This window comes from Sporosarcina sp. P12(2017), assembly GCF_002743035.1.
Lineage (GTDB): Bacteria > Bacillota > Bacilli > Bacillales_A > Planococcaceae > Sporosarcina > Sporosarcina ureae.
The window spans coordinates 32,914-57,351 of sequence record NZ_PDYL01000020.1 but is presented as its reverse complement, the minus strand read 5'-3'; the positions used below and the strand labels follow the sequence as shown (position 1 = coordinate 57,351).

Annotated in this window: 22 protein-coding genes and 1 tRNA gene; 1 reads left to right on the top strand and 22 read right to left on the bottom strand. The window is 42.8% G+C overall.

Translation table 11 applies throughout. The features are described 5' to 3' along the window. Nucleotides 1-216: 216 nt before the first annotated feature. From hslO to CSV80_RS14975, 6 genes are all read right to left on the bottom strand, one after another. The gene (gene hslO, locus CSV80_RS15000; protein WP_099671480.1) at nt 217-1,086 is read right to left on the bottom strand and encodes an Hsp33 family molecular chaperone HslO; all 870 of its coding nucleotides are present in this window, start codon (nt 1,084-1,086) and stop codon (nt 217-219) included. Between the two features lie 12 nt (nt 1,087-1,098). Continuing rightward, the gene (locus CSV80_RS14995) at nt 1,099-1,863 is read right to left on the bottom strand and encodes a type III pantothenate kinase (protein ID WP_099671479.1); all 765 of its coding nucleotides are present in this window, start codon (nt 1,861-1,863) and stop codon (nt 1,099-1,101) included. Nucleotides 1,864-2,002: 139 nt separating this feature from the next. After that, nucleotides 2,003-4,015: an ATP-dependent zinc metalloprotease FtsH gene (ftsH, locus tag CSV80_RS14990; protein WP_099671478.1), complete on the bottom strand. Its 2,013-nt coding sequence runs from the start codon at nt 4,013-4,015 to the stop codon at nt 2,003-2,005. A 131-nt stretch (nt 4,016-4,146) separates the two neighbouring features. Next, nucleotides 4,147-4,689 carry a hypoxanthine phosphoribosyltransferase gene (hpt, locus tag CSV80_RS14985; protein ID WP_085132333.1) on the bottom strand — a complete coding sequence of 181 codons (543 nt, stop codon included), beginning with the start codon at nt 4,687-4,689 and terminating at the stop codon, nt 4,147-4,149. Nucleotides 4,690-4,708: 19 nt separating this feature from the next. Continuing rightward, entirely contained in the window at nt 4,709-6,118 is a 1,410-nt protein-coding gene (tilS, locus tag CSV80_RS14980; protein WP_099671477.1) for a tRNA lysidine(34) synthetase TilS, read from the bottom strand. 35 nt (nt 6,119-6,153) lie between these two features. Beyond that, nucleotides 6,154-8,553 carry a SpoIIE family protein phosphatase gene (locus tag CSV80_RS14975; RefSeq protein ID WP_051210614.1) on the bottom strand — a complete coding sequence of 800 codons (2,400 nt, stop codon included), beginning with the start codon at nt 8,551-8,553 and terminating at the stop codon, nt 6,154-6,156. A 208-nt stretch (nt 8,554-8,761) separates the two neighbouring features. On the opposite strand from CSV80_RS14975, the gene CSV80_RS14970 reads away from it, so the two are divergent. Then, nucleotides 8,762-8,835, top strand: a tRNA-Met gene (locus CSV80_RS14970). A 532-nt stretch (nt 8,836-9,367) separates the two neighbouring features. On the opposite strand, the gene CSV80_RS14965 is transcribed toward CSV80_RS14970, so the two are convergent. From CSV80_RS14965 to CSV80_RS14890, 16 genes are all read right to left on the bottom strand, one after another. Continuing rightward, nucleotides 9,368-9,793, bottom strand: coding sequence for a S1 domain-containing RNA-binding protein (locus CSV80_RS14965; RefSeq protein WP_029054887.1), 426 nt, complete (start codon nt 9,791-9,793; stop codon nt 9,368-9,370). A 121-nt stretch (nt 9,794-9,914) separates the two neighbouring features. Further along, nucleotides 9,915-10,328, bottom strand: coding sequence for an FtsB family cell division protein (locus tag CSV80_RS14960; RefSeq protein ID WP_099671476.1), 414 nt, complete (start codon nt 10,326-10,328; stop codon nt 9,915-9,917). A 29-nt stretch (nt 10,329-10,357) separates the two neighbouring features. Next, nucleotides 10,358-10,843: a spore cortex biosynthesis protein YabQ gene (yabQ, locus tag CSV80_RS14955; RefSeq protein ID WP_099671475.1), complete on the bottom strand. Its 486-nt coding sequence runs from the start codon at nt 10,841-10,843 to the stop codon at nt 10,358-10,360. After that, a complete protein-coding gene (gene yabP, locus CSV80_RS14950) occupies nt 10,840-11,136 on the bottom strand; it encodes a sporulation protein YabP (RefSeq protein WP_029054884.1) in 297 nt (98 codons plus the stop codon). The genes yabQ and yabP overlap by 4 nt, the downstream gene beginning before the upstream one ends. Nucleotides 11,137-11,300: 164 nt before the next feature. Beyond that, nucleotides 11,301-11,591, bottom strand: coding sequence for an RNA-binding S4 domain-containing protein (locus CSV80_RS14945; protein ID WP_099671474.1), 291 nt, complete (start codon nt 11,589-11,591; stop codon nt 11,301-11,303). Further along, nucleotides 11,588-13,048: a bifunctional methyltransferase/pyrophosphohydrolase YabN gene (yabN, locus tag CSV80_RS14940; protein ID WP_099671473.1), complete on the bottom strand. Its 1,461-nt coding sequence runs from the start codon at nt 13,046-13,048 to the stop codon at nt 11,588-11,590. Before yabN ends, CSV80_RS14945 begins: the two co-directional genes overlap by 4 nt. 5 nt (nt 13,049-13,053) lie before the next feature. Then, on the bottom strand, nt 13,054-14,646 hold the full coding sequence (locus tag CSV80_RS14935) for a putative polysaccharide biosynthesis protein (RefSeq protein ID WP_233201612.1): 1,593 nt from the start codon (nt 14,644-14,646) through the stop codon (nt 13,054-13,056). A 51-nt stretch (nt 14,647-14,697) separates the two neighbouring features. Further along, nucleotides 14,698-15,291: a sporulation membrane protein YtaF gene (gene ytaF / locus CSV80_RS14930; RefSeq protein ID WP_099671471.1), complete on the bottom strand. Its 594-nt coding sequence runs from the start codon at nt 15,289-15,291 to the stop codon at nt 14,698-14,700. Nucleotides 15,292-15,424: 133 nt separating this feature from the next. Continuing rightward, the gene (locus CSV80_RS14925; RefSeq protein ID WP_099671470.1) at nt 15,425-15,694 is read right to left on the bottom strand and encodes a hypothetical protein; all 270 of its coding nucleotides are present in this window, start codon (nt 15,692-15,694) and stop codon (nt 15,425-15,427) included. A gap of 109 nt (nt 15,695-15,803) precedes the next feature. Further along, on the bottom strand, nt 15,804-17,009 hold the full coding sequence (locus tag CSV80_RS14920) for an NAD(P)-dependent malic enzyme (protein ID WP_099671469.1): 1,206 nt from the start codon (nt 17,007-17,009) through the stop codon (nt 15,804-15,806). A 575-nt stretch (nt 17,010-17,584) separates the two neighbouring features. Beyond that, a complete protein-coding gene (gene spoVT, locus CSV80_RS14915; RefSeq protein ID WP_029054878.1) occupies nt 17,585-18,121 on the bottom strand; it encodes a stage V sporulation protein T in 537 nt (178 codons plus the stop codon). An 83-nt stretch (nt 18,122-18,204) separates the two neighbouring features. Then, nucleotides 18,205-21,738 (bottom strand): transcription-repair coupling factor, encoded by a 3,534-nt coding sequence (gene mfd, locus CSV80_RS14910; RefSeq protein ID WP_099671468.1) that lies wholly within the window; start codon nt 21,736-21,738, stop codon nt 18,205-18,207. Nucleotides 21,739-21,841: 103 nt separating this feature from the next. After that, nucleotides 21,842-22,060, bottom strand: coding sequence for an anti-sigma-F factor Fin (locus tag CSV80_RS14905; protein WP_099671467.1), 219 nt, complete (start codon nt 22,058-22,060; stop codon nt 21,842-21,844). Between the two features lie 53 nt (nt 22,061-22,113). Next, a complete protein-coding gene (gene pth, locus CSV80_RS14900; protein WP_099671466.1) occupies nt 22,114-22,680 on the bottom strand; it encodes an aminoacyl-tRNA hydrolase in 567 nt (188 codons plus the stop codon). 80 nt (nt 22,681-22,760) lie between these two features. Beyond that, entirely contained in the window at nt 22,761-23,390 is a 630-nt protein-coding gene (locus CSV80_RS14895) for a 50S ribosomal protein L25/general stress protein Ctc (RefSeq protein ID WP_099671465.1), read from the bottom strand. An 81-nt stretch (nt 23,391-23,471) separates the two neighbouring features. After that, nucleotides 23,472-24,425, bottom strand: a complete 954-nt coding sequence (locus tag CSV80_RS14890) for a ribose-phosphate diphosphokinase (protein ID WP_099671464.1) — start codon at nt 24,423-24,425, stop codon at nt 23,472-23,474. Between the last annotated feature and the right edge of the window lie 13 nt (nt 24,426-24,438).

Genomic DNA, 24,438 nt, shown 5'->3' with positions numbered 1-24,438 from the left:
CATTCAGAAGATTACGGTTTATCACTTTCCCGCAAAAACAGGTTGAACGGGAAGTCCTTTGTCGATGTATATACAAGTCTGTATTCATTTATGCTTACAATACTTGTGCGGATATTGGCAGCGCTTTCTATAGTAAATTTATAAATTTGCATAGATTATTAAATAACCCGCTACCGCAAAAGGCGAATGGCAACGGGTGGATACATCAGATTCTACTCATAGTAATTCTTGTAGTTCTTGCTCAGTGAATTGATACTTTTCTAAACAGAAGTGGCATTGGGCTTCTGCACCATGGTCCTCATCGATCATTGCTTGGATTTCTACAGCTCCAAGCCCTTTAATCGCTTCGCTAAAACGTTCTTTGGAACACTCACAGTCAAATTTTACATCTACTTTAGAGAGGAACTCTACGTTTTCCTGACCTAGTACTTCTGTTAGGATTCCTTCAGGTGTCAGTCCATTGTCAATCATAGTGGAAATTGCCGTCATGTTTGCGATTCTTCCTTCCAGCAATTCAATTGTCTCTTCCGTAGCTCCTGGCATGACTTGCAGAATAAATCCGCCTGACGCTTTAACTGTGTTATCCGGATCAACGAGTACACCTAAAGCAACAGCCGATGGCACTTGTTCAGATACTACCATATAGTGGGTGAAGTCTTCAGCAATTTCCCCGGAAATAATCGGTACTTGCCCTGTAAAGTAATCTTTCAACCCAAGATCCTTTACGATAGACAGCATACCTTCCGTACCCACTGCTCCACGAACGTCTAATTTCCCTTGCTCATTCAATGGCAAGTGCGTTTGTGGGTACGTTGCATAACCACGAACTTCTCCTTTTGCATTAGCATCCACAACAATCGGACCTAGTGGACCATCGCCTTGGATTTTCACCGTAATGCTGTCATCGCCTTTTAACATGGCACCCATCATGACCGCTGCTGAAATTGTACGCCCAAGAGCAGCAGTCGCTGTCGGCCACATTTGGTGACGACGTTGCACTTCTCCTACCGTTTCTGTTGAACGTACTGCATATGCACGAATTTGCCCCTCAAAGGCTAATGCTTTTACTAAATAATCTGTTGTCATTTTATTCTCTCCTTACAAATTTCTTTCATAAATCAGATGTAATCCTTTAAGCGTCAGGAAGTCATCCACAATATCAATCACTTTGGTTTCAGATGCAATTAAATCCGCCATCCCACCTGTTGCGATCACAGTAGGTTGTACTTCGCAATCTTCTTTTATACGGTTGACGATTCCTTCTACTTGGCCAACGTATCCAAATATTATACCCGACTGCATGGCAGCAACCGTATTTTTACCTACTACGTGCTCCGGCCGAGCGAGTTGAACGCGCGGTAATTTAGAGGCACGATCAAACAATGCTTCCATAGATATCTTAATACCAGGCGCAATAGATCCGCCCATGTATTCGCCATGTTCATTAACATAGCAATACGTAGTCGCCGTTCCAAAATCTACGATAATGAGCGGGCTACCATATTCCCTAATGGCTGCCACCGCATTAACAATTCGGTCCGCACCAACTTCGCGGGGATTTTCATATTTAATATTTAATCCTGTTTTCACACCCGGTCCAACGACCATCGGCTTTTGATTAAAGTACTTTTTACACATTTGCTCTAACGGGAACATGACAGGCGGCACTACAGAAGAAATAATAATGCCTGTGATGTCAGTAAATGAAAGCCCCACATGCTGGAACATCGCCTTTACTTGCATAGCGTATTCGTCTTCTGTTTTATGTCGATAGGTTTCCATCCGCCAGTGGTGCATCAATTGATCCCCTTCATATACACCTAACACAATATTCGTATTGCCTGTATCTAATACTAATAACATAGTCGCTGTCCCCTCTTACTTTGACTTTTTCCCGTACATCATATCATAATTTCACATGCAGATACTGTGAATGTGTACCGAACGCACTTCCCCTTCATAAGAAAACAGCCGACTGTATACAGTCGGCTGTTGGGTTCGCTTAGTCTCTGCGTTCTTCGTCAATAGATGGCAGCGTCTTATCTACCGCTCCACCTTCACTTGGCAAGTCACCGATTGACGGGTCAGATGGTGCACCCGTGCTATCCGGAGTTGTAGTTTCCACAGGGGATTCTTCTACAACTTTCTTGTCAACATTACTACCATCGTTGTTTTCGTATGGACGGTCAGGCAATGTACCGTGATCTTTCAAGTGATTGATTTGTTCCGCATCCAACGTTTCGACTTCCAATAAAGTCGTAGCGATCAGATTAAGCAAATCTCGGTTTTCAGTCAAAATTTGTCTTGTGCGTTCGTATTGTTCTTTAATTATTGTTTGCATTTCAGAGTCAATCTCGTATGCGATCGCTTCAGAATAGTTTTGCTCAGAGTTGAAGTCACGTCCAAGGAATACTTGACCGCCTTGCGTCTGACCAAACTGCATCGGACCGATTTTATCGCTCATTCCGTATTCTGTAACCATTGAACGGGCAATACCCGTAGCACGTTGGAAGTCATTATGTGCACCGGTTGATACTTCGCCTAGGACGATTTCTTCTGATACACGCCCACCTAGAAGACCTGCAATTTTGTCGAGGAGTTCAGGTTTTGTCATAAAGTAGCGATCTTCTTTCGGAAGCATAACTGCGTATCCGCCAGCCTGCCCACGAGGTACAATAGTTACTTTATGGACGATTTCTGCGTCATCAAGCATTAAGCCCACGACTACGTGACCCGCTTCGTGGAACGCGACGATGTTTCGTTCCTTTTTCGAAATGACGCGATTTGTTTTCGCAGGGCCTGCAATAACACGATCCGTTGCTTCATCAATATCGGACATATCGATTTTCTGTTTATTTCTTCTCGCTGCTACAAGAGCCGCTTCGTTCAATAAGTTCTCAAGGTCTGCACCAGAGAATCCTGGAGTACGTTGAGCAAGAGCTTTCATATCAACTGTTTCATCAAGCGGTTTGTTACGCGCGTGAACTTTCAACACAGCTTCTCTTCCTTTAACATCTGGACGACCAACCGTAATTTGACGGTCAAAGCGTCCCGGACGAAGAAGTGCCGGGTCTAAAATATCCGGACGGTTTGTAGCAGCAACGATAATAATACCTTCGTTTCCTTCAAAGCCATCCATTTCTACTAGCAACTGGTTCAACGTTTGCTCACGCTCGTCGTGACCGCCGCCTAAGCCGGCTCCGCGTTGACGTCCAACCGCGTCAATTTCATCGATAAAGATAATACATGGTGAGTTTTTCTTGGCATTCTCGAACAAGTCACGCACTCGGGAAGCACCCACACCTACGAACATCTCTACGAAATCAGAACCTGAAATCGAGAAGAATGGTACACCTGATTCACCTGCAACTGCACGTGCAAGCAATGTTTTACCTGTACCTGGAGGTCCTACTAGCAAAATCCCTTTTGGAATTCGTGCACCTAACTCCACAAACTTACTGGCATCTTTCAAGAAGTCCACGACTTCTTCGAGCTCAGCTTTTTCCTCATCTGCACCTGCAACATCATTGAAACGTACTTTCTTTCGATCGTCTGATTGCAGTTTCGCTTTACTTTTCCCGAAGTTCATCACCTTGCCGCCACCGCCGCCTTGTGATTGGTTCAGCAAGAAGAAGAAAAGGATAATAATAATTATGAATGGTACGAGTCCTGTAAAGAACGATACCCACGCGCTTGTTTCTTTTGGCGGTAGGATGTCAATCTCGGTACTTGTCGTTTTGACAATCTCACCAATACTGTCCATATCATTTTCCGGAATATTCGTTACGAAAGTTTCACCTTTTTCGTAGCCGGCCATTTCCCCTTTTACTTCATACACAAGCTGCAATGGCTGAAAAGTTGCATTTTCAACTTTCCCCTGTTCCAGCGCTGTGACGAATTCATCATACCGAATTGGTTTCATCTTCGGATTTGGATTGTTAAGCGAACTGAAAATCCCCATTATTGCTAGGAAGATTAATCCATATAAAAGAAAGTATCGAAGTATTCGATTCATCCCAAGCCTCCTCATCTCATTCAACAAAAACTAAACAGAAAACTATTGTAAATTTTAGCATAGATTGACACTACTTAACAAAAGAAATGCCTTAAGAAAAACAGCCTTCAATCCGGTTCATTACACTCCTGTTAGAAAGAGTAGATTTCCTTTTTCAATACGCCGATATACGGTAAGTTGCGGTATTTCTCCGCATAATCCAACCCATAACCCACTACGAATGCGTCTGGTACATCAAAACCTACGTAATCTGCTTTTAAATCTACTTTACGTCCTGTCGGCTTATCCAACAACGTAACAATCTTGATAGAATTTGCTTTTCTGTATTTAAACAGTTCCACTAAGTAATTCAATGTTTTCCCACTGTCGATAATATCTTCAATAATCAACACATCGCGGCCTTCTATGCTTGTGTTCAAATCTTTGATGATTTTTACTTCACCTGATGAAACTGTCGCATTTCCATAGCTAGAAACATCCATGAAATCTAATTCGATATACGTATCAATGCGTTTGATCAGGTCACTCATGAATGGTAACGCACCTTTAAGTACACCGACTGCTAATGGGAATTTTTCACGGTACTCTTCAGTTAATGTTGCTCCCAGTTCTCGGACTTTCTCTTCTAGTTGCTCTTCTGAAATTAAAACATGCTCGATATCTTGCGCGATCATCGGCCCGTCCCCCTCTATTTTATCTTGTCTCGCCTTCTCGCGTAATCCATATGTATGAATCGCCTTCTAGTTGGCGGTGTGAAAACATCTCACTGTACCGTACACCGGGTACTGCACACACAGTACCGCTTGCCGTCGTAATGACAGGCTGCTGTTGCCTTTGCCTAATTCCTATCTTTTCATCAATCAATATCCGCTTGACACGTTTTGTCTCTGACATTCCTTTGATCAACATTCTGTCTCCGGTCATCCGAAGCCGTACAGTGAACGGAAGTTCTGACTCAGGTAATTGGAAATACCTGACCTCATCTGATGGTAGGAGTTCTTCGATCATATGTGCGTTGGCATGATGCCAGTAAAACTGAATATTCCCCCACGTATGCCAAGTACCTTTCGCAAGTACTTTTGGACGAAGAGACGCTGTATCTATATCCATTTTTGTAATTAGCAGTTTATCATATTCTCTGACAAACCGATAGCCATACGCCAAATCAATTGTGATATTCCCAGCCGAGTTCGTAATGTGTTGTAACAGTTCATCCACTAATGCAAAATGCCACTCAGCGTTCTCTGTTGCTGGGTTAGTTAGACATTTTAATAGTAGTTGAATCACGCGCTTTTGTAAAGCGTAGGGAATAGCAAGAAATGCCTCCCGTTGAAAAGAGGGAAGCTGCTCATCCGTATACGTAACAATCGATCGCCAATGTTGATCGGCTAGCTCATTCAGCAACATTTCATCCGCTTGCTGTTGTTCTGTTTGTCGGACTGTGTTGACCGCGACGGATGGATTTTCGTCTATCAAGATTGGTAGTATGTGATGCCGCATACGATTACGCAGATAATTATCTTGCTGATTACTTGGATCTTCTCGGAAGTTTATTTTGTGATATGACGCATACATGTACAATTCGCTCTTTTTTAATGGAAGGAATGGACGTATAATTTTCCCCGAATGAAACAACCGCTGGATCGGCATACCATTTAATGATTGCCCTTTACTTAATTGAATCAGCACTGTCTCCAGTTGGTCTTCCGCATGATGGGCCGTTGCGAGAACGGTAAACCGCTCACTTTCCATCGTTTGTTCGAAACACGCATAACGCTGTTGCCGACACACTTGTTGCATATTACCGCCCTGGCTTTCTAAGATAGCCGGAATAGGTACTTGTTCAGAATAAAAGGGTAGCCCGAATTCCTTGCACAGTTGCTTCACAACAGACGCATCTTCAGCAGATTCAACTCCACGTAACATATGGTCTACATGGATGGCCGCCACTTCAATGACCAAAGACTGCTGATGCGTCGCAAGAAAGTGAAGCAGTGCCATGGAATCCACACCACCCGAACACGCGACTAATACACGAGAGCCGGGAGGAATCAACGTTTGCTTGTCGATAAACTTCAATACCTTTTGCTGCAAACTTTTCATGATCCATCTCCCTCCTCTCTCTATTCTAACATTGTTTAGCTAGAAATGATTCGAGGTTGCTTATTAGCTTTTGACCACTTAGGCACAATATGGCCAACCTTCATTACAAGAATCGTACGATCATCTTCCACTGACTCAAATACACGCTCCATCTCCATCATTACTTGATCGGCAATCGTTCGGCAATCCATATCTTTAAAACGTTCTATCGTTTGATTCATCACGTCTTCCTGGATATCAAGCGGTATATCTCCATTAAATATTCCATCCGTTGTCATTACGACGATATCACCCGACTTTAGCTTTTCATTCTTTGCCTCTATTGAAAATGAGGGCAAGAAGCCAAATGGTACGGTTTTGCTGTCTAACCGGATACACTCATCACTTCTTTTAATGTAAGTACTCATCGAACCAGCTTTCCACGACCACAGTCGCCCTTCCTGTAAATCAATTAACGCCAAGTCAAGCGTTGCATACATATCATCCAGTCCATTCAATGCCATCATATAATGCAATGTGTGGATAGCAGTTTCAGGATCCATTTTTTGACCCAAGCATTCCCGCATCAGTCGGATTACCTTTCTACTTTCGTGATATGCATTGATATCCTGTCCCATTCCGTCTGATAACAGTACGGCTGACAATCCGTCATGAATCTTGAATAACTCATACGCATCACCACCGTTGAACGATCCTTTTCCTGCCGTCGTGACGATATCATATTCGAGCGAAAAACGAACGGCAGAACTAAAGGTCAATTGTACGTGCGGAAATGGAAACGGCTGATAAGTCGATTTTGAAATATGCATCGGCTCTTCGTACATTTGCTCCAAGATCGGCAGTAATAAATACTCTCCAACAGTCGTTTCTGCTTCAAAATCTGCCTTTTTTTCCGGTACAGAAATTACAATTCTGCAGGCACCCCGTTCTTCGGATAAAATATCTATTTGGAAAAACTCTATTGCTTGTGATTGTAAACGATTCGCAAGCTCTTCTTCAGCCAACTTATACGTAGTTAGGTCTTCCTTTACCTCTCTCATAACTTTTTCAATATGAGTACTCATATCGCGCAATTGCAGGGCTAACATTTTTCGCCCATGTTGTAACTGCCCCATCAATAACTTATTGGCCCCTCTCTCTTCCAATTCATTCATTAGTCCCTTAAATCGTAGACATTTGTACTTCATCTGCTGTTCAACTCGTACACGAGCCGCCTTTTTCGTTGCTGAATAGGTTGTTTCCCATTCATCAATCAATGGTTCTATACCGTCCTCTTCGTTCTCCCAACACTTTCGGTAACGAAAACAGGATTGACAAATAGACGGCACTTGACTTGTCGCCGCAACTTCCTCTTCAGGAGACAGACGATCATTCACGAGCGTTGACATGAAATGAGCAAATTGCTGGAACTCCGCCAACTGACCATCTAGTTTATCCGCCAGCCATTGCTGTCGTTTTTCGGATATTCCTTCTTGTTTCGGCAATAAAACTTGTCGTATTTGGCTTAATTTGCGTGAAGGAATCAATATGAACAGTAAGGCCGCAGCACCAACCGTGGAAAAGTGAACGGTATCCAGAGGCAGTGTCGCATCATATAGAAGGAAAAAGAGCGAAACAAAGACACTTCCAGTGATGACTCCAAGCTTTCCAAAGCGTTTTAATGAACCCGCTAGCAATCCTGTCATACCATATAACGCCATCATGCCCGTAAAGGACAACTCTGATACACCTATTATCAATGCGATAATCATACCGACAGTTGTAGCGAACGGTACTCCCCCTACTACGGCGGCTACAAATATCGCTAAAAATAAGAAGACCCCCGCGACAGATACCGCACCAATTTGGAATCCTCCCATCCCGGTAGCTGCCAGCGCTCCCACAATACACATCGCACTGATCTGCTCGGGATTCCACGGTCCATACAGCATTCTTTCTATAGAAGGAAAAGCTAGTAACATGAAAATTGTCATGAACAATGCAAGCAATGCTTCTAACCCTATCGACAACTGAATCGCTAAAGGCAACATCCCGTCACCGTACTTTACAAGTTGCCAAACTAATTGCGGTATAATCATTGCTCCTGCCACAGCGATCGGAATGGATCTCTTCACGACTGGAATTTTAATGATTGAATGAAACAGTAACAATTGTGCTAGATGAATGACAGCTTGTCCCACCCCAAGAAACGCGCTGCCCGCCATACCCCCTATAAATACATAGATCATGTGTTGGCGGTAACGCATACTAGCCAACGCCCAAATCGGCAAGAAGAATGGTACTGCCATATCGAATACTACTGCTTGCGATAGAAAGAATGATCCTACTAAGAATAGAAGAGCAGTTAGCAAGTATACTTTTCTATTCATCAGTTCTTGCCAGTACGCCCTGAACATCTGCACAATTGGTCTCTCCATATTGTCAATCATTTTCATTTCCCATACCCCCTATGTTCTCTTACATAAAACTATACATGGGATTCGCGAGAAATTTTGTCTGTTCGTGGCGGCATATTTACAAAACATTTCGACGTATTCCGTATGTTTATTTTTAAGCAAAAGAGGTGTTGACAGTTGTTCAAATGCCTAGTATGATAAGAGACGTTGCGTTGGAAGTTGTATAATATCAACGTGCGTATGTCTTGGCGGTGTAGCTCAGTTGGCTAGAGCATTCGGTTCATACCCGAAAGGTCGTGGGTTCGAATCCCTCCGCCGCTATAATAAAAACACGAAGGCTCCTCTTGCTTAAGCAAGGGAGTTTTTTTGATGTGGGAGATCAGGAGGTATCTTGGTTTTTTGAATAGTAAGTAAGAATCGACATGTAATAGTTGGTTCACGAAGGCTTTTCTTATATTATGCAAAGGTGGCGGTTTGACCGGCTAAGTAAGCGGGGCGATCATTGGCAGCACCTTCGTTAGTTAGTATGTAGTGCAGTTCAAATACTCGCTTTGCCACGATAGAAAAATGGAATCGTATAGTCACTGATCTTTTTCTTCTACAAACCACTACCTGATTTGATAACTACTTAACAACTGCTGGCTAGGCCGTGTGCATGAGACAACTGGCTCATGGCTGAAGGTAATCCCCCACGTGCCTGTGCGCGTCCAAAGCATGACACTCACTACTTCGAATACCCAACGCCAGTCAAAACATATACATTTTAAGACACACAAAAACGCATGCTCCATAGTCCGGAACATACGTATAGGATGTCATCTAATTTTAGTTTACAGTTGAATCAGTCAGCAAGTTATCCTCTTCTGGCTCCACGACCGCCACGCTTGGACTCTGTCGCTCTCTTTAAGGTAGTTAGACGTTCTTCGCTGTCCTTCATGAATTTTGCCATCTTCTGCTCAAAATTCTCTGGTCGTTCAAAGCTTGGTTTGCTTCCTTGACGAGGTCTAGTTGGACGTTGTGGACGCTGTGGACGTTGTTCTGACTCAGGTTTAGCCTTACGGATGGAAAGCCCGATTTTACCGTCAGATCCCACATTCATTACTTTGACTTCAACCATATCGCCGACTTTTAAATGATCATTAATATCTTTGACATAATTGTCAGCTACTTCACTAATATGGACTAATCCTGTGGATCCGCTTGGCAATTCAACAAATGCCCCAAAATTTGTGATCCCGGTTACTTTACCTTCTAACTTGCTGCCTACTTCAATTGACATAAAAAAAATGCTCCTCCTTAAGTTTTAAGCGGCTCGTAAGCCTATCAACCATATTGGCAGTGCCTGTATTTTACAGGCTCCTACCTATATTATAGCCAACAAAAAAAGAGTGTCAACATGACTACTCTTTTCTTATGTCTTTTTCTGACTCTTTTTTCTTATCAGGAATGGAAAAAATGATCTCATTGGACTCAGACAGGAAGTATTCTTTACGTGCGAGTTTAGCAATGTACTCGTCATCATCCAAACGAATCAATTGCCTATTCAGTTGTTCTTGCTGTTCTTTCAAATCCTCTAGTGTAGCTGTTGCTTGGGCTTTTTCCTTATGTTTGGCAGCCAGGATTTCTTTCTGTCCTGCATTCATATTGAATAAACTTCCAGCAACCACACAGACGATAACAAAAAATACAGCCAACCGATTACGCAGACGTTTTTGTTGCGCTCTCTTAAAATTTTCTTTTTTTTGCATGGAGCGCACATAGTCTGTATCGATTGATGTCACATTCTTTGTTGAGGGCTTCTGTGTTTTTTTCATGGCGCACACACCTTTCTGGCGTAATTCTACTAGTGCAATCTATTATATAGTACTCTGCATTTATTTTGAAGGAATTTCCCTATGTTCTTTACTAATCTTATAAACGGTGACGTGATTAGTGACAGAATGGAGGAAATTAAATAGAAAATGCGTTGAATCATTAGGTAGACAAGACGAATGATGAGCCAAATCGGCCTAAGCACCACAAGTAACAGTAGCCTACCTATGATTCTCACGGGATGATGGAAGATTGCTGCATACAATAACAGGCCACTAACCTGTGCAACAGGGTCATACATTCTCCATGCCCCGTCGCGTACCATGATTAATACCCAAAACGACACCATTCCCAACGCAATCCAGATAAGGCATTCCAACCAGAATGCCCATCTTCTAATGAACGAACGGTTATCGCACGCGGCGACAATGGTTCCGAATAAATCCATTACGATTCCAGCAGTAATCCCTGTCCCGATCATCGCCAATAGACTGAAGAACTGGACGGATAGACTCATCCGAATAATTTATGGAGGAAATTGCGTGAGCCTGCTTCTTCGTCATCGTATTGAAGTGTTTGGACAGTACCTTCAAGCGTAAGTAGGCCCTTGTCCACATCTAGATGTACAATACGCAGTTCCTCCCCACGGATTTGCAATACGCCCAGCGATGTTCTAACGAGAAATTCCTCCTGGTCAAAGCGGTCGATCGTTTTCACGGATGTGAGGTCCATTCTTTTGCGATTGCGCATCGTCACTACGTGGTCTCCTGATGGAATAGTATACATCGAGCTGTCTGTTTGAATCTGCATATGCGTCCCCCTTCTCTAGTACGTTCCCCATATCCTATGCAGAGGCTTGGCCAAACATGACAAGCTGTTTTAAAGCGGATGTGCAAATCCTATATTCTAGCCCCCTTTGGACTGTCTATTAAAAAAGACAACCTGATGTCAGGCTGCCTCTTCGTTACATAGCTTTACTCTTCGTCATCTACAAATTCAAGTTCCACTTTCTCTAAGCGTTCTTCGCTACTGATCGTATACATACCTGCTGCATCTTCTTTCTTAGTCGATGCTTTCAGCTCATTTACTGTAGCATTGACAATCTTCTGGCCGAAGCGGATTGAAAGCTCATCACCCGGCTTGACGACCGAGGACGCTTTGGCCACTTTCCCATTAATCGTAATTCTGCCTTGGTCAGCCACTTGCTTCGCAAGCGTCCGGCGTTTGATAAAGCGAGATACTTTTAGAAATTTATCGAGTCTCATTTGGATTCTTCCTTTCGTTTGGCCTGTTGCCAGAATTCTTCTAGTTCATCTAATGTATAGTCTTCAAATTTTCCGCTTCCTTGTTTCACGGATTGCTCTACGAACTGGAAACGAGATTTGAATTTTTCATTGGCGTGCCACATGGCCTCTTCTGGTGAGATCTTTAGGAATCTTGCAATGTTGACGATAGTGAACAGCACGTCTCCAAGCTCATCTAGCTGTTGCTCCGGCCCGCCACTTTTCACTTCTTCTTGGAATTCTATCCACTCTTCTTGAAACTTGTCGAAAGCTCCTTCTATGGAAGGCCAGTCAAATCCCACTTTTGCTGCGGTTTTTTGATAATTATAAGATGTCAGCAAGGAAGATGCCAAACGTTCTTGTCCTTCTAACAGCGTAGAAGGTTTCGGTTTTTCCATCTCCTTGATGGCTTGCCAGTTCGTCAACACTTCTTCGGTTGTGTCAGCTTGTGTTTGCGCAAATACGTGTGGATGACGTCGTATCATTTTGGACCCGACAGTTTCGAGTACGTCTTCCATTGAGAAGTACCCATTGTCTTCCCCGATTTGTGCATGGAGGAAGACTTGTAGTAAAACATCTCCAAGTTCTTCAATGATTGCGTCATCATCTTCTTCATCGATGGCCTGAATTAACTCAAAGGATTCTTCAATTAAATAGCGCTTCAATGATTCATGCGTTTGCTCGCGGTCCCAAGGGCAACCGTCTGGTCCACGTAACGTGGCGATGATGTCCCTGAATGAACTCCACTCTTTCAGTCGTTGTTCGTGATCTAGTAGCGGTGGTACATAGACAGTCGTTAGATTATTCAACGTCACTACACGATCAAGCTCAAATAGCGGTATTTCTGTCAGTTTTTCATCTCGGGAACCCGCCGACGTAACGATTGTGACAACGTGATGATCAGGATATTTCTCCATCAAAGACAATTTTACATCAGAAGCGACAAATGCATCATACACTTGTCCAATTAATACGTGCTGATCCATGCGCACGTCGTCCCGTTTTAAGTCCGTACCGTCTAGCAGTTGGAAACCTTCAATCGGATCGATACGCAGCGCCGTAAAAATTGGATCCAAAAAGCTACTGCCGCCTGCGATATGAAGCTCAATCTCACCTGTTCGTTCTTTTTCAATCAATAATTGGACCGTACGTTCCGCTACAAGCGGGTGACCTGGCACAGCGTATGTAATGGGCTGTTGCGCACACAGTTCAAGAAGTTTATCGACGATTTGCTGATAGACGTCTTCAAATGAATCATTTGCTTCATAAATCGAATCAAAGCTTTCCATGTTTAATCCTTCTAAACGCAATTCTGCAACAACGGGATGTTCTTCCGTACGAATATAGAGATGGTTCGCTTGCTTCAATAATCGGTACGTACCTAGTGACAGTTGTTCTAAATCACTCGCACCAAGGCCGATAACTGTTATTTTATTCACATAATTCACCTTCTATTTTTAGTTAGCCATAGTTGAGCGGTCGCCAATCGCTTTCCAAAGGGCAGTAAGTACCACTCTTTTTCCTTCATTATACGTGATTTCAAGATGACGAAAAGGAATATGATTGCTCCAATGGCGACAGCTGACAGTGCAGTTAACGTTGAACTTGCGCGTGAGGGTAGGCCGTCAAACAGCCAATAGTGCGCTATGAGCATCCAAGGAATTAATACCCCCGCCATTGCAACGCCTGCGCTAATCAGCACGGTATAAAAACGTCGCGAAGCCAACGGAAGCTTCCAAAATCTCTTAAAGTAAATAATCAATAATACAGCAACGAGCGCGAACGAAATAGCGCCGGATGCAGCGGCACCTTCAATTCCATACTGTCGAACCATCAGTGGCGTAGTCAACAGTTTTATTACGATGCCAAGCAACATGAGTAGCAGCGGCTCACGTACTTTTCCGCTCCCTTGAAGGATAGCTGTCAGTGGTAAAATAATCGACAACCAGAAAATCTGGCTACAGAAGATGATTAGCGCGACAGATCCTGTGCGTGTTTGAAACAGCATTTCATTGACAAAAGGGAGTACGAGAACCAATCCTATCGTCGCAGCCCAGCCGAATAAAATAGATGTCCGGAACGTCAAACTAATGAACGGTAACGCGCCTCGTCCATCACCTTTGGATGCATGGTGCGCAATTAACGGCACGAGCGCCAACGCCAACGTAGATGCAAGCAAAATACCCATTTGCGCAAGCGGCTGTCCCCTATCATAGACGCCTTTCATTTCCATTGCAGCCTCACTCATTGCACCCGCTTCAACTAATGCGTTATAGACCGTGAAAGAATCCACCAATTGAAACACTAACAAAATTAATGAACTTGCACTAACGCCGATGCTAATTTTGGTCAGATCTTTGATCACACGCCACGGCTTTACAGTATCTACCGGCATACTTTCCCGTTGTAGGAAAAACCACGTCAAGATCAAGACACCCACCACTTCACCTGCGATCGCCGCCCACATTGTAATTTCCCCTATTTTATAAAGCGATATTCCCGCACGTATTGCAATCCACGTACCCGCCAGCACAATGATTACTCTGAACAGCTGCTCTGAGACGTTTGAAATGGCTACAGGTATCATTTGCCCTTCCGATTGAAAGACACCCTTTAGTACAGCCAAGAACGGTAGTACGAGGACAATATACGCACCGGTTTGCAAAACAGGTGCCAGTGCGGTGTCTCCCATTAATTCAGCAAAAAAAGATGAACCAGAACGCAATAACAGAAAAATTCCTATAGATAAAACGAGAAGATAGGCGAGTGACACGCGTAATATCCCACGCGACTCCCCAGGACCTTTACTTTCCGCAAGCAGCTTAGACACCGCGACAGCAAAACCCGAAGACGTCCAAACGATAAATATACCGATGAATGGATATACTTGCTGATAAATATAGAATCCTTTATCTCCGACTAAGTTTTGAAATGGCACACGATAGACCGCACTCAGCACTTTGACGATGATAGCGGCAATAGTTAAAATCGATGCGCCTTTCATAAACGACTTCATATTCCATTTAGTCAACGCCATATACGTGCCTCTTTCACTCAATAATGATTTCTAGTATACCATCTCATCATGTCAGAGTAGACGTGTGACCGCAATCAATAAAATTATGACACCACTCATGAATGTTCCGAACTGCCCTACTGACATCTTACCAATTTGTACACCTGCCAGTTTCGCACCCAACCCCACACCAATAGACAACGTTATATAACTGCCAACAGCCGCAGATAATGCGATTGCAATCGGCGACAATGCCAAAAGACCTGCTCCAATACCGTTCGTTAATGCATTTGCAGAAAGCGCAATACCGAGTAGCAATGCTTCCCCAAGACTAATATGTGAAGATCCGTCAAAATCCATCTTTTCCGGTTCACTGAACACATTCGCTTGATGTTTTCTTTGTTGACGAAAGGCGATTATCATGATGCGTATTCCAATGACGCTAAGTACAGCAAACGCTATGAGATCAGGTAGTATGCCTGGTAACATTTCGGCCAGCCACGCACCGGAGATGATGCCGATCAAACTAAAGATAAAACAAATTGCCGCAATGAGTGCATTTGACGTGAATGGAATGCGGACCCTCTGTACCCCGTAAGAAAGTCCGACTCCAAAGTTGTCAATGCTAGATGAAATTGCAAAGCCTGCGATCAGTAGCCAAGTCATTCCGCTCCCTCCAGCCTATTTGGTTTTATCATACTATACGTGCACTATGAGGGAGGCGTGTGTGCGCTAGGCGCATAAAAGAATCAGTTTTTCCCACAGGCGAAGGGAGGCTGGGTGGGATCTGTGCCGCAGTCTACAAGTAGCCTGAAACTTTATTGTAGGGATTGACTGAAATTATGATGATTTTTACTTGTTTAAGGTCAAGACCAAACAAGATCGTAAACGCTTTGAGCGGTTGCGCGGCAAGTATGAGCGGTTGCAGATTGTGATAGAGCGGTTGTGCATGTAGATAGAGCGGAAGCCGCGCATCATAGAGCGGATAAACATGAACTATGAGCGTTTGTGAGAATTGATGAGCGCCGTCACCCTCGCCCACTTCAATAATCCTCGAACCAATGACCAAGAGTCCACCTAAAACATCGAACCATGCTCATTTCTCCTCAATCACTCACTTTATAAAATAAAAAACGTCTTCCCTGTGCTTGATAGGAAAGACGTTTCATCATTCATCTTCAACTGGGATTAGGTAAAATCAGTTCCTTTGCAACGGATACGCCTGTGCGCATTGCAGCTTTTCCTACTGCATGTGCAACAATTGTTGGGATACGGTCATCAAATGGATCCGGAATGATGTAATCATCGCGTAGATCTTCATCGTTGATTAAATCTGCAATCGCATATGTCGCAGCAAGCTTCATCTCTTCATTGATCTCTGTCGCTCTAACGTCCAGTGCTCCACGGAAGATTCCAGGGAATGCCAAGACATTGTTGACTTGGTTAGGATAATCAGAGCGACCCGTCGCAATAATACGCACTCCATATTCGTCTGCCAATTCAGGCTTCAACTCTGGCATTGGATTCGCCAGTCCAAATACGATTGGATCTGTATTCATCAGTGCAATCAATTCCTTCGTCAGCAAGTTCGCAACAGATACACCGACGAATACGTCTGCACCCTTCATTGCTTCTGCTAAGGAACCTTCGACTTTCTCGAGGTTCGTGATGCGTGACATTTCATGCTTGACGTCATTCATCGCATTCTCGCGGCCTTCATAAATAATGCCTTTTGAATCACACATAATAATGTTTTCGAAGCCCATACTCAATAATAGTTTAGTAATCGCAATTCCAGCAGCACCCGCACCGTTCAAAACGATTTTTACTTCTTCCTTTTCTTTTCCAACTACCTTTAATGCGTTTAGTAATCCTGCACCTACTACAATTGCTGTACCATGCTGATCATCGTGGAAGATCGGAATACTACATTCTTCACGTAGTCTCCGTTCAATTTCGAAACAGCGAGGAGCAGAGATATCCTCGAGGTTTACAGCCCCAAATGTCGGGCTTATCGCCTTTACGATGTTTACAATTTCATCCACATCTTTTGTATCTAGACAAATTGGGAATGCGTCGATCCCTGCGAATTGCTTCAGCAATAAAGCCTTTCCCTCCATTACCGGCAAAGATGCTTCAGGACCGATATCTCCGAGTCCAAGTACAGCCGTTCCATCTGTCACAACCGCAACCAAATTCCCTTTGATTGTATATTCAAATGCAAGAGATGGGTCTCGAGCGATTTCTACACAAGGTTCAGCAACTCCTGGTGAGTACGCCAAACTTAAATCCTCTTTATTCTCTAACGGTACTTTCGAAACGACTTCCATTTTTCCATTGTGAATTTGATGCATGTGTAAAGAAGATTTGTAATTCCTGTTCATAATATCGCTCTCCCTGTCTGGTTTTTTGTTGTTCATTCGTGTTGGTAGTGATTATAAGCGCAAACGCAAAGTAAACACAAGCATCAATTTTCTACCAACTCCCAAAATTGAAAATTCGTAAGCGGTTACATTACTTCTATCTCGGGTTTTTCATAGCTTTTAAATATTTTTAAAAAAGTTTTGACATTTATGCTTTTTCGTAGTATGTGAAACCTTTCACTTTTCAATTTATGCCTTGTGAAGCCCTTCACTAAGGGCTTTTGTGAAATGCTTCACGTAAAGAAAAGCGATCCCAAAAAGCGATTTATGTATGTAGTATGTGAAATATTTCACTTTTTAATTGATGAAAAATATTGAAATCTTTTCTACCATACAAACTCCTTAATAGGGATTATATGTAAGTTTATCGTTTGTGTTTATTACAATTTATAGGTCAAATAAATTTTCTCTACTTGTCATTCATCTGAAAACAGCATATCGAATTACATTTTTAGTGAATTACATATCAAAAAACTCACAATAGATTCATCTACTGTGAGTTTTGGTTAAAAATTTAATACTTTTATTAAATCCGTTTAACTTTCCATCTGTTTTGCCAAGAAATTGGCTGCCATCTCTGCTGCTTTTTGCTCGACCTCTCCAACAAAATGAACTTTTGATAGCAAATAGACTGCACCGATCGCGTCGCCATTTGTAATAATTGGTACAACACAATAAGATTTAACCTGCTCCACTTGACCTGGCACCCATTCCACCGTCTTCTCATGCTTTTCTATGACAGTAGATCGGCCGTTAAGGATTTCTTCGCACATCGGGGCCAACTGTCGATTCATATAGTCTTTCTTGGCAAGACCTGCTACCGCTAGCATCTCGTCGCGGTCACTAATTAGCGCAGGAGTACCAATCGTTTCATAAAGTGATTCTGCATATTCCACCGCAAATTCGCCAAGCTCTGAAATAGGTGAATACTTCTTTAAAATGACTTCCCCTTCTCGATCAGTGAATATCTCCAGAGGGTCCCCCTCACGAATGCGAAGTGTCCTTCTAATTTCTTTTGGTATAACTACTCTTCCCAAGTCATCAATTCTGCGGACAATACCCGTTGCTTTCATGTATAATGCCTCACTTTCTCGAAATTAAATGTATTTCTGAGAACAGTATGCATCAACATTGGTCATTTTATGCAATCGAGGTGTTACAAGGCATCTGTAGATTCTACTTCCTTTGCAGTTTCTTGCATCGTGTGTACCATATCTTCTACCATATCGAATTCCGTAAACTGATTAGACTTCTTTTCATTCACGGTTACAATAATTTGACCGTTGTCAATTGTCAGTCCAACCGCATGGCCAAACTTCAACGAACGTTCCATCAGCTTTGCACCGTCAGCACGAGCAGTTCCTTCTGCTGACAAGCGGATTTCCACTATACCTTGTACATTTTTAATGGATAGTACACCTGCGTCACGTCCCCACGCTTTCATACGTCCAACACGGAGTAATAAGTCCGCTTCGAATGGCATATCACCAAAACGATCTATCATCTCGTCGACAAGTTCCAAATAATCCTCATCGCCCGTAATGGCTTTTACGCGTTTATACATTTGAATTTTTTGATAACCGTCTTGAATGTATGATTCTGGAAGGTAAGCATTGATAGGCAAGGAAATTTCGACATCCACCTTGTCTTCTTTCACGACACCCGTCTGTCTTTCTTCTATTGCTTCTTGTAATAACTGCGAATAGAGATCGAACCCAACAGAATCAATGAATCCGTGTTGCTGCGAACCAAGTAAGTTTCCTGCACCCCGAATGGATAGATCACGCATGGCAATTTTAAAGCCTGAACCAAGCTCAGTAAATTCTTTGATTGCTTGCAAGCGATTTTCGGCAACTTCCGTCAATACTTTGTCACGCTGATAAAGCATATAGCTGTACGCTACGCGATTAGAACGACCGACCCGGCCACGTAATTGATAAAGTTGTGATAGCCCCATTCGGTCTGCATCATGGACAATCAACGTATTGACATTCGGAATATCGATTCCGGTTTCAATAATGGTCGTTGTAACGAGCACATCAAATTCTCCTTCGAGGAAACTCAAAATTACCGCTTCGAGAGCCGCCTCACCCATCCGACCATGCGCAGAGGCGATACGCGCTTCTGGTACCAAGTCACGAATTTCTTGCACTTTACGATCCATATCTTCTACGCGATTATATAAATAGAAGACCTGTCCGCCGCGTCCCATTTCCCGCTCAATCGCTTCACGAACGAGCCCACCATTATGTTCCATGACATATGTTTGGACAGGGAAACGATTGGCTGGTGGTGTTTCAATTACAGATAAATCGCGCACTCCAACCATCGACATATGCAAAGTCCTTGGTATGGGTGTTGCAGTCAATGTCAGTACGTCCACGTTATTTTTTAATTGCTTTAACTTTTCTTTATGCGTTACACCAAAACGTTGCTCTTCATCAACAACGAGAAGCCCAAGGTCCTGATAAACTACGTCTTTTGACAATAAGCGATGTGTACCGATGACAATGTCGATAGTACCCGCTTTCACCCCTTTAATCGTTTCATCTTGCTCTTTCTTAGAACGGAAACGATTAAGAACTGAAACCGTCAGAGGATAATCTGCAAAACGTTCTTTCATCGTCTCGTAATGTTGCTGTGCCAGAATGGTAGTTGGCACTAAGAACGCCACTTGTTTACCGTTCGTCACTGCTTTAAATGCTGCACGGATCGCAACTTCCGTTTTTCCGTATCCTACATCTCCGCATAATAATCGGTCCATAGGCCGTACACTTTCCATATCTTTCTTAATTTCATTGATGGATTGTAACTGGTCCTGTGTTTCTTCGTAAGGGAAAGCGTTTTCGAATGAACGCTGCAAATCATCATCTTCACTGAATGCAAAGCCTCTTTCCGCTTCCCGTCTGGCATATAACTTGATCAAGTCATCCGCAATATCCTGAATGGCCGCTGTGACTTTTCGTTTTGTTTTGACCCAATCCGTACCGCCAAGTTTATGTAGCTTCGGCTCTTTCTCTCCGGAGGCAACATATTTTTGGATTAAATCAATCTGATCGGCTGGCACGAAGAGTTTATCCTCGCCGCGATAACGAATATCCAGATAGTCTTTTTGGATGCCTTTAACATCCAGTGTAACTACGCCATAGTATTTCCCAATACCATGATGAACATGGACAATATGGTCGCCCGGCTTGATCTCCGAATAACTTTTAATGCGTTCAGCATTCGTTAGTTTAGGCGGACGCGCTTTTCGTTTCGGCTTACCAGTAAATAATTCAGTGTCTGTAATAACTGCAAGTTTCTGAAACGGCAATTCAAACCCTGCTGACAAATCCCCTTCTATAATGGACAGCACACCTTCTTTACTAGGCTTGCCATCTATCGTTGCTTCTATATCATACTCTCGTAAAATCTCTTGAATTTTCTTCATTCTCTCAGTTGAAGAAGCCAATAGAAAGACATTATAGTTCCCTTGTTTCCAGCGTTCTATTTCACTTTTCAACAGTGGCATCTGACTGTGGAACTGTTGCATTGGCTTACAGGAAATCGAAATAGACTTCTTGATAGTAAAACCAGGTACTGTACGTGTAAACAGAGATAAGTAGAGTCGCTGTTGACTAATATCCGTAAGTACTTGCTCGTATTTCCAAGCGAGTTTCGTGTCATGCAACATTTTTCCATCTTCAAGCATGGCAAGCTGGTATTCCTGTTCTTCGGATTCCAAAGTAGCCACAGATTCTTGTATTCGCCCTAGCTCGTCAAATAGTATGACACCATTTGCAGGGAAATAATCAGTCAGCATGGCGCTCGCTTCAGTAGAAAATGAAGCGTATTTCTTCATCGTGTCTGGCACAATTCCGTCTTTCATCATGCCGATGTCCTGCATGATTGTCATCAATAGTTGCTGCTGCAATTCTTCACTTTTGATTTTATTCAAACTATCACCAAGCGCTTGCTCCACTTTTTCTGAAACTTGCTGTAATTCATTAGGCGTCCAGATGAATTCGGTCGCTGGCAATAACGTAATGGAGTCCAATTTGCCTGTTGAACGCTGGTCTTCCGCTGAAAATGTCCGAATGGAATCAATCGTCGTATCGAATAACTCAATACGGACAGGTTCTGCCATCGTTAGCGGATAAATATCTAGTATTCCACCGCGTAACGCAAATTCACCCGGTGCGCTCACCAGTTCTTTTCGTATATAGCCCATGGATACTAGGTTTTCTAGCCAGTTGCTTATATCAATCTCTTCATCTGTTGAAGCTGTTACGTAATGCGCCAACCACCGTTCCTTTGACGGCAACAATTTCCGCAACCCTGCAACCGGTGTAATATAAATACCACTGCCTGTACGCGCCATGTGATCCAGTGTATCAATCCTACCGGCACGCAGTTCATAACTTGCAAATGAAAAGTCTGCAGCAACAAGTTCTTCTGCGGTGTATAAGTGAATGTCTTTGTCGCCGACCAACTTGCTCAAGTCTTCATACGTTCGCTGTGCTTGAAGCATATTTGGCGAAACAATCAAGACAGGACGTGTCAGTGATTGCTGAATCAATTTAAAGAAAACTGCTTTGGATCCGCCCGAAAGACCTGTGATCAACTGCTGGTCCTGCCCGTCTTCCAAGTCGTTCAGCAAGCCTTGAATCTCTTTCTCTTCTAGAAAAAGCTGTTCTATTACTCCCACTCGACTATTCCTCCTTATCTCTTAAATTAGTCTATCTCTTTATATTGAACAGAATGTTTTATGCACAAAAAGCTTTGGCTATCAGCGCCAAAGCATCTGTTACTTATTGTAACCATTTTTTTAAGGTGTAATAATTCGGAAACGTCTGCAAGGATTGCTCGCAGTGTTCACAAATACATCGTATATGCAGGCCACCATCCGGATCTACGGTCAAAAATGAACTTTTATCTTCACCGTCTATTTGACTGAGGGTATCCTTGACCGATTCAAATGGAATGGAACCGATTTCCGTATGACAGTGATTACAAGAATAACGGATCATATTCTCTTCACCTTCCTTTTTCAAAGTATAGGCAAAGTGCTGATATATTATGCTTACCCGTTAAATTTATTCATCACTTCAAGGAATGGTAGTTTTTTTGTCGTCCATTCTTCACAGGCATCTGCGCTTTTTTGAATCGAGTCCTCAATCAATGGTTGCTCGTCCTTGCTAAAAGGAGACAAGACGTAGTCAGCGACCTTCATCCCACCAATTGGACGATCAACGCCAATTCGAATGCGGTTGAATTCAGTAGTACCTAGATGTGCAATGAGTGACTTCATACCATTATGACCGCCCGCACTGCCTTTTTGACGAAGTCGGATTTTGCCGGCAGGTAAATCCAAATCATCGTATAACACGACCATTTCTTCATTGTCCACTTCAAAATAATCCGCCAAAGGACGGACACATTCTCCGGACAAGTTCATATAGGTCATCGGTTTCAATAGTATCACTTTGCCTTCAACTGTATGGACAGTCGTAAATTGACCATTGAATTTTTGCTGGAATGCTGGAGCTTGCCATCGTTTAGCCAATTCATCGATAACTTGAAAGCCAATATTATGACGCGTGTTTTCATAGTTCTTCCCGGGATTTCCGAGACCAATTAGTAATTTCATGTTCTTCTCTTCCTTTTCTAAATGATATATAAACATAGAAAAGGAGCGCACGGTTCAAACTCGTGCGCCCATTTTGTAACTTATTTCTCTTCTTTATCTTCACCGATTACTTCCGGCTCAGCTCCAGTGTTTTCTGTCGCTTCATCTAATGCTTCCAATTCTTCTTCAGTACGTGGTGCAGAAATAGTTACTAATCCTACTTCGTCTTCAGTTACGATTTCAAACTTCACTTTGTCGCGGATATCTCCAACAAGAATTGTTTCACCAATTTCAAGTTCTGAAACATCTATGTCGATATGATCAGGAATGTCAGAAGGCTTTACGCGAATTGTAACTTCCCATACCGGTTGTTGAATTGTTCCGCCTGCTTTTTCACCTGGCGCATCTCCAACAAGGTTAATCGCTACGTCTACTTCAAGCTCTTCCGTCATATTGATCGCTAAAAAGTCAGCGTGTGTAAGGAATCCAGTCAATACATCAGCCTGGTAATCGTTTAATACGACGTTTTTGTCGTTGCCATCTACAGTCAATTTGATAACACCGTTTCTTCCTGTTTCACGAAGTGTGTCTAGAAGATCACGCTCTTTTACTGCGATTGGAGTGCTTTCTGTTTCATAGCCGTATACTACGGAAGGAATCCATCCGCTTTTTCTTAATTCACTTACTGTGTTCTTGTCAGTTTCTCTTAAATTGGACATAATTGTGCTCATTTGTATAGTCACCTATCCCATCAAAAAGTTTTTTATAAATCCTTAAATTTTCAATACCCGAAGGTACTCGTTAACTTATTATTACTCAAATAATGTACTTACAGACTTGTTCTCAAACACACGAATAATTGCTGAAGCCAACAAAGGCGCAATCGATAGCTGTTTGATTTTTGGAGATTGTTTACTTTCCGGCAATTTAATAGAATTCGTAATCACTAATTGCTTGATTTTAGAATTATTAATGCGCTCAATCGCTGGTCCGGATAAAACAGGGTGTGAACAACAAGCATACACTTCTTTTGCTCCGCTTTCAATTAGAGCGCTCGCGGCAATCGTGATAGTACCGGCTGTATCGATGATATCATCAATTAGAATGGCCGTTTTCCCTTCTACATTGCCAACGATATTCATTACTTCCGCTACGTTTGGACGCGGACGACGCTTATCGATAATAGCAATGGGTGCCTTCATACGATCCGCCATTTTACGTGCACGTGTTACACCACCATGGTCGGGTGAAACGATAACAAGATCATCTAATCCTTGACCCTGGAAATACTCCGTTAAGATTGGCTCTGCAATCAAATGATCAATTGGAATATCGAAGAAACCTTGAATTTGTGGTGCATGCAAGTCTACTGCGATTACACGATCAGCACCTGCTTTTTCTAGTAAATTTGCAACTAATTTAGCCGTTATAGGTTCACGTGAACTCGCTTTACGGTCTTGACGTGCATACCCGTAGTATGGCATGACCACGTTAATCGTACGCGCAGATGCACGCATTAAGGCATCTAGCATAATGAGAAGTTCCATTAAGTTATCGTTGACCGGATTAGAAGTAGATTGAATAACGAATACTTCACAGCCACGGATGCTTTCATCGATATTGATTTGGATTTCTCCGTCACTAAAACGTTTGACTGAGAGCTTGCCGAGCGGAAGCCCGACTTGATCTGCTACTTCTTTTGCAAGTGGTTCGTTCGCAGTTAAAGAAAATATTTTCAGTTTGTCGTTTGGATATTGATTTGCCATGATGGCCCTCCTG

What these genes read in the sequence shown, in the direction of transcription:
- hslO (WP_099671480.1), bottom strand. Translation starts at nt 1,086, where the DNA reads ATGACAACAGATTATTTAGTAAAAGCATTAGCCTTTGAGGGGCAAATT.
- CSV80_RS14995 (WP_099671479.1), bottom strand. Translation starts at nt 1,863, where the DNA reads ATGTTATTAGTATTAGATACAGGCAATACGAATATTGTGTTAGGTGTA.
- ftsH (WP_099671478.1), bottom strand. Translation starts at nt 4,015, where the DNA reads ATGAATCGAATACTTCGATACTTTCTTTTATATGGATTAATCTTCCTA.
- hpt (WP_085132333.1), bottom strand. Translation starts at nt 4,689, where the DNA reads ATGATCGCGCAAGATATCGAGCATGTTTTAATTTCAGAAGAGCAACTA.
- tilS (WP_099671477.1), bottom strand. Translation starts at nt 6,118, where the DNA reads ATGAAAAGTTTGCAGCAAAAGGTATTGAAGTTTATCGACAAGCAAACG.
- CSV80_RS14975 (WP_051210614.1), bottom strand. Translation starts at nt 8,553, where the DNA reads ATGAAAATGATTGACAATATGGAGAGACCAATTGTGCAGATGTTCAGG.
- CSV80_RS14965 (WP_029054887.1), bottom strand. Translation starts at nt 9,793, where the DNA reads ATGTCAATTGAAGTAGGCAGCAAGTTAGAAGGTAAAGTAACCGGGATC.
- CSV80_RS14960 (WP_099671476.1), bottom strand. Translation starts at nt 10,328, where the DNA reads ATGAAAAAAACACAGAAGCCCTCAACAAAGAATGTGACATCAATCGAT.
- yabQ (WP_099671475.1), bottom strand. Translation starts at nt 10,843, where the DNA reads ATGAGTCTATCCGTCCAGTTCTTCAGTCTATTGGCGATGATCGGGACA.
- yabP (WP_029054884.1), bottom strand. Translation starts at nt 11,136, where the DNA reads ATGCAGATTCAAACAGACAGCTCGATGTATACTATTCCATCAGGAGAC.
- CSV80_RS14945 (WP_099671474.1), bottom strand. Translation starts at nt 11,591, where the DNA reads ATGAGACTCGATAAATTTCTAAAAGTATCTCGCTTTATCAAACGCCGG.
- CSV80_RS14935 (WP_233201612.1), bottom strand. Translation starts at nt 14,646, where the DNA reads ATGGCGTTGACTAAATGGAATATGAAGTCGTTTATGAAAGGCGCATCG.
- ytaF (WP_099671471.1), bottom strand. Translation starts at nt 15,291, where the DNA reads ATGACTTGGCTACTGATCGCAGGCTTTGCAATTTCATCTAGCATTGAC.
- CSV80_RS14920 (WP_099671469.1), bottom strand. Translation starts at nt 17,009, where the DNA reads ATGAACAGGAATTACAAATCTTCTTTACACATGCATCAAATTCACAAT.
- spoVT (WP_029054878.1), bottom strand. Translation starts at nt 18,121, where the DNA reads ATGAAAGCAACGGGTATTGTCCGCAGAATTGATGACTTGGGAAGAGTA.
- CSV80_RS14905 (WP_099671467.1), bottom strand. Translation starts at nt 22,060, where the DNA reads ATGATCCGTTATTCTTGTAATCACTGTCATACGGAAATCGGTTCCATT.
- pth (WP_099671466.1), bottom strand. Translation starts at nt 22,680, where the DNA reads ATGAAATTACTAATTGGTCTCGGAAATCCCGGGAAGAACTATGAAAAC.
- CSV80_RS14895 (WP_099671465.1), bottom strand. Translation starts at nt 23,390, where the DNA reads ATGAGCACAATTATGTCCAATTTAAGAGAAACTGACAAGAACACAGTA.
- CSV80_RS14890 (WP_099671464.1), bottom strand. Translation starts at nt 24,425, where the DNA reads ATGGCAAATCAATATCCAAACGACAAACTGAAAATATTTTCTTTAACT.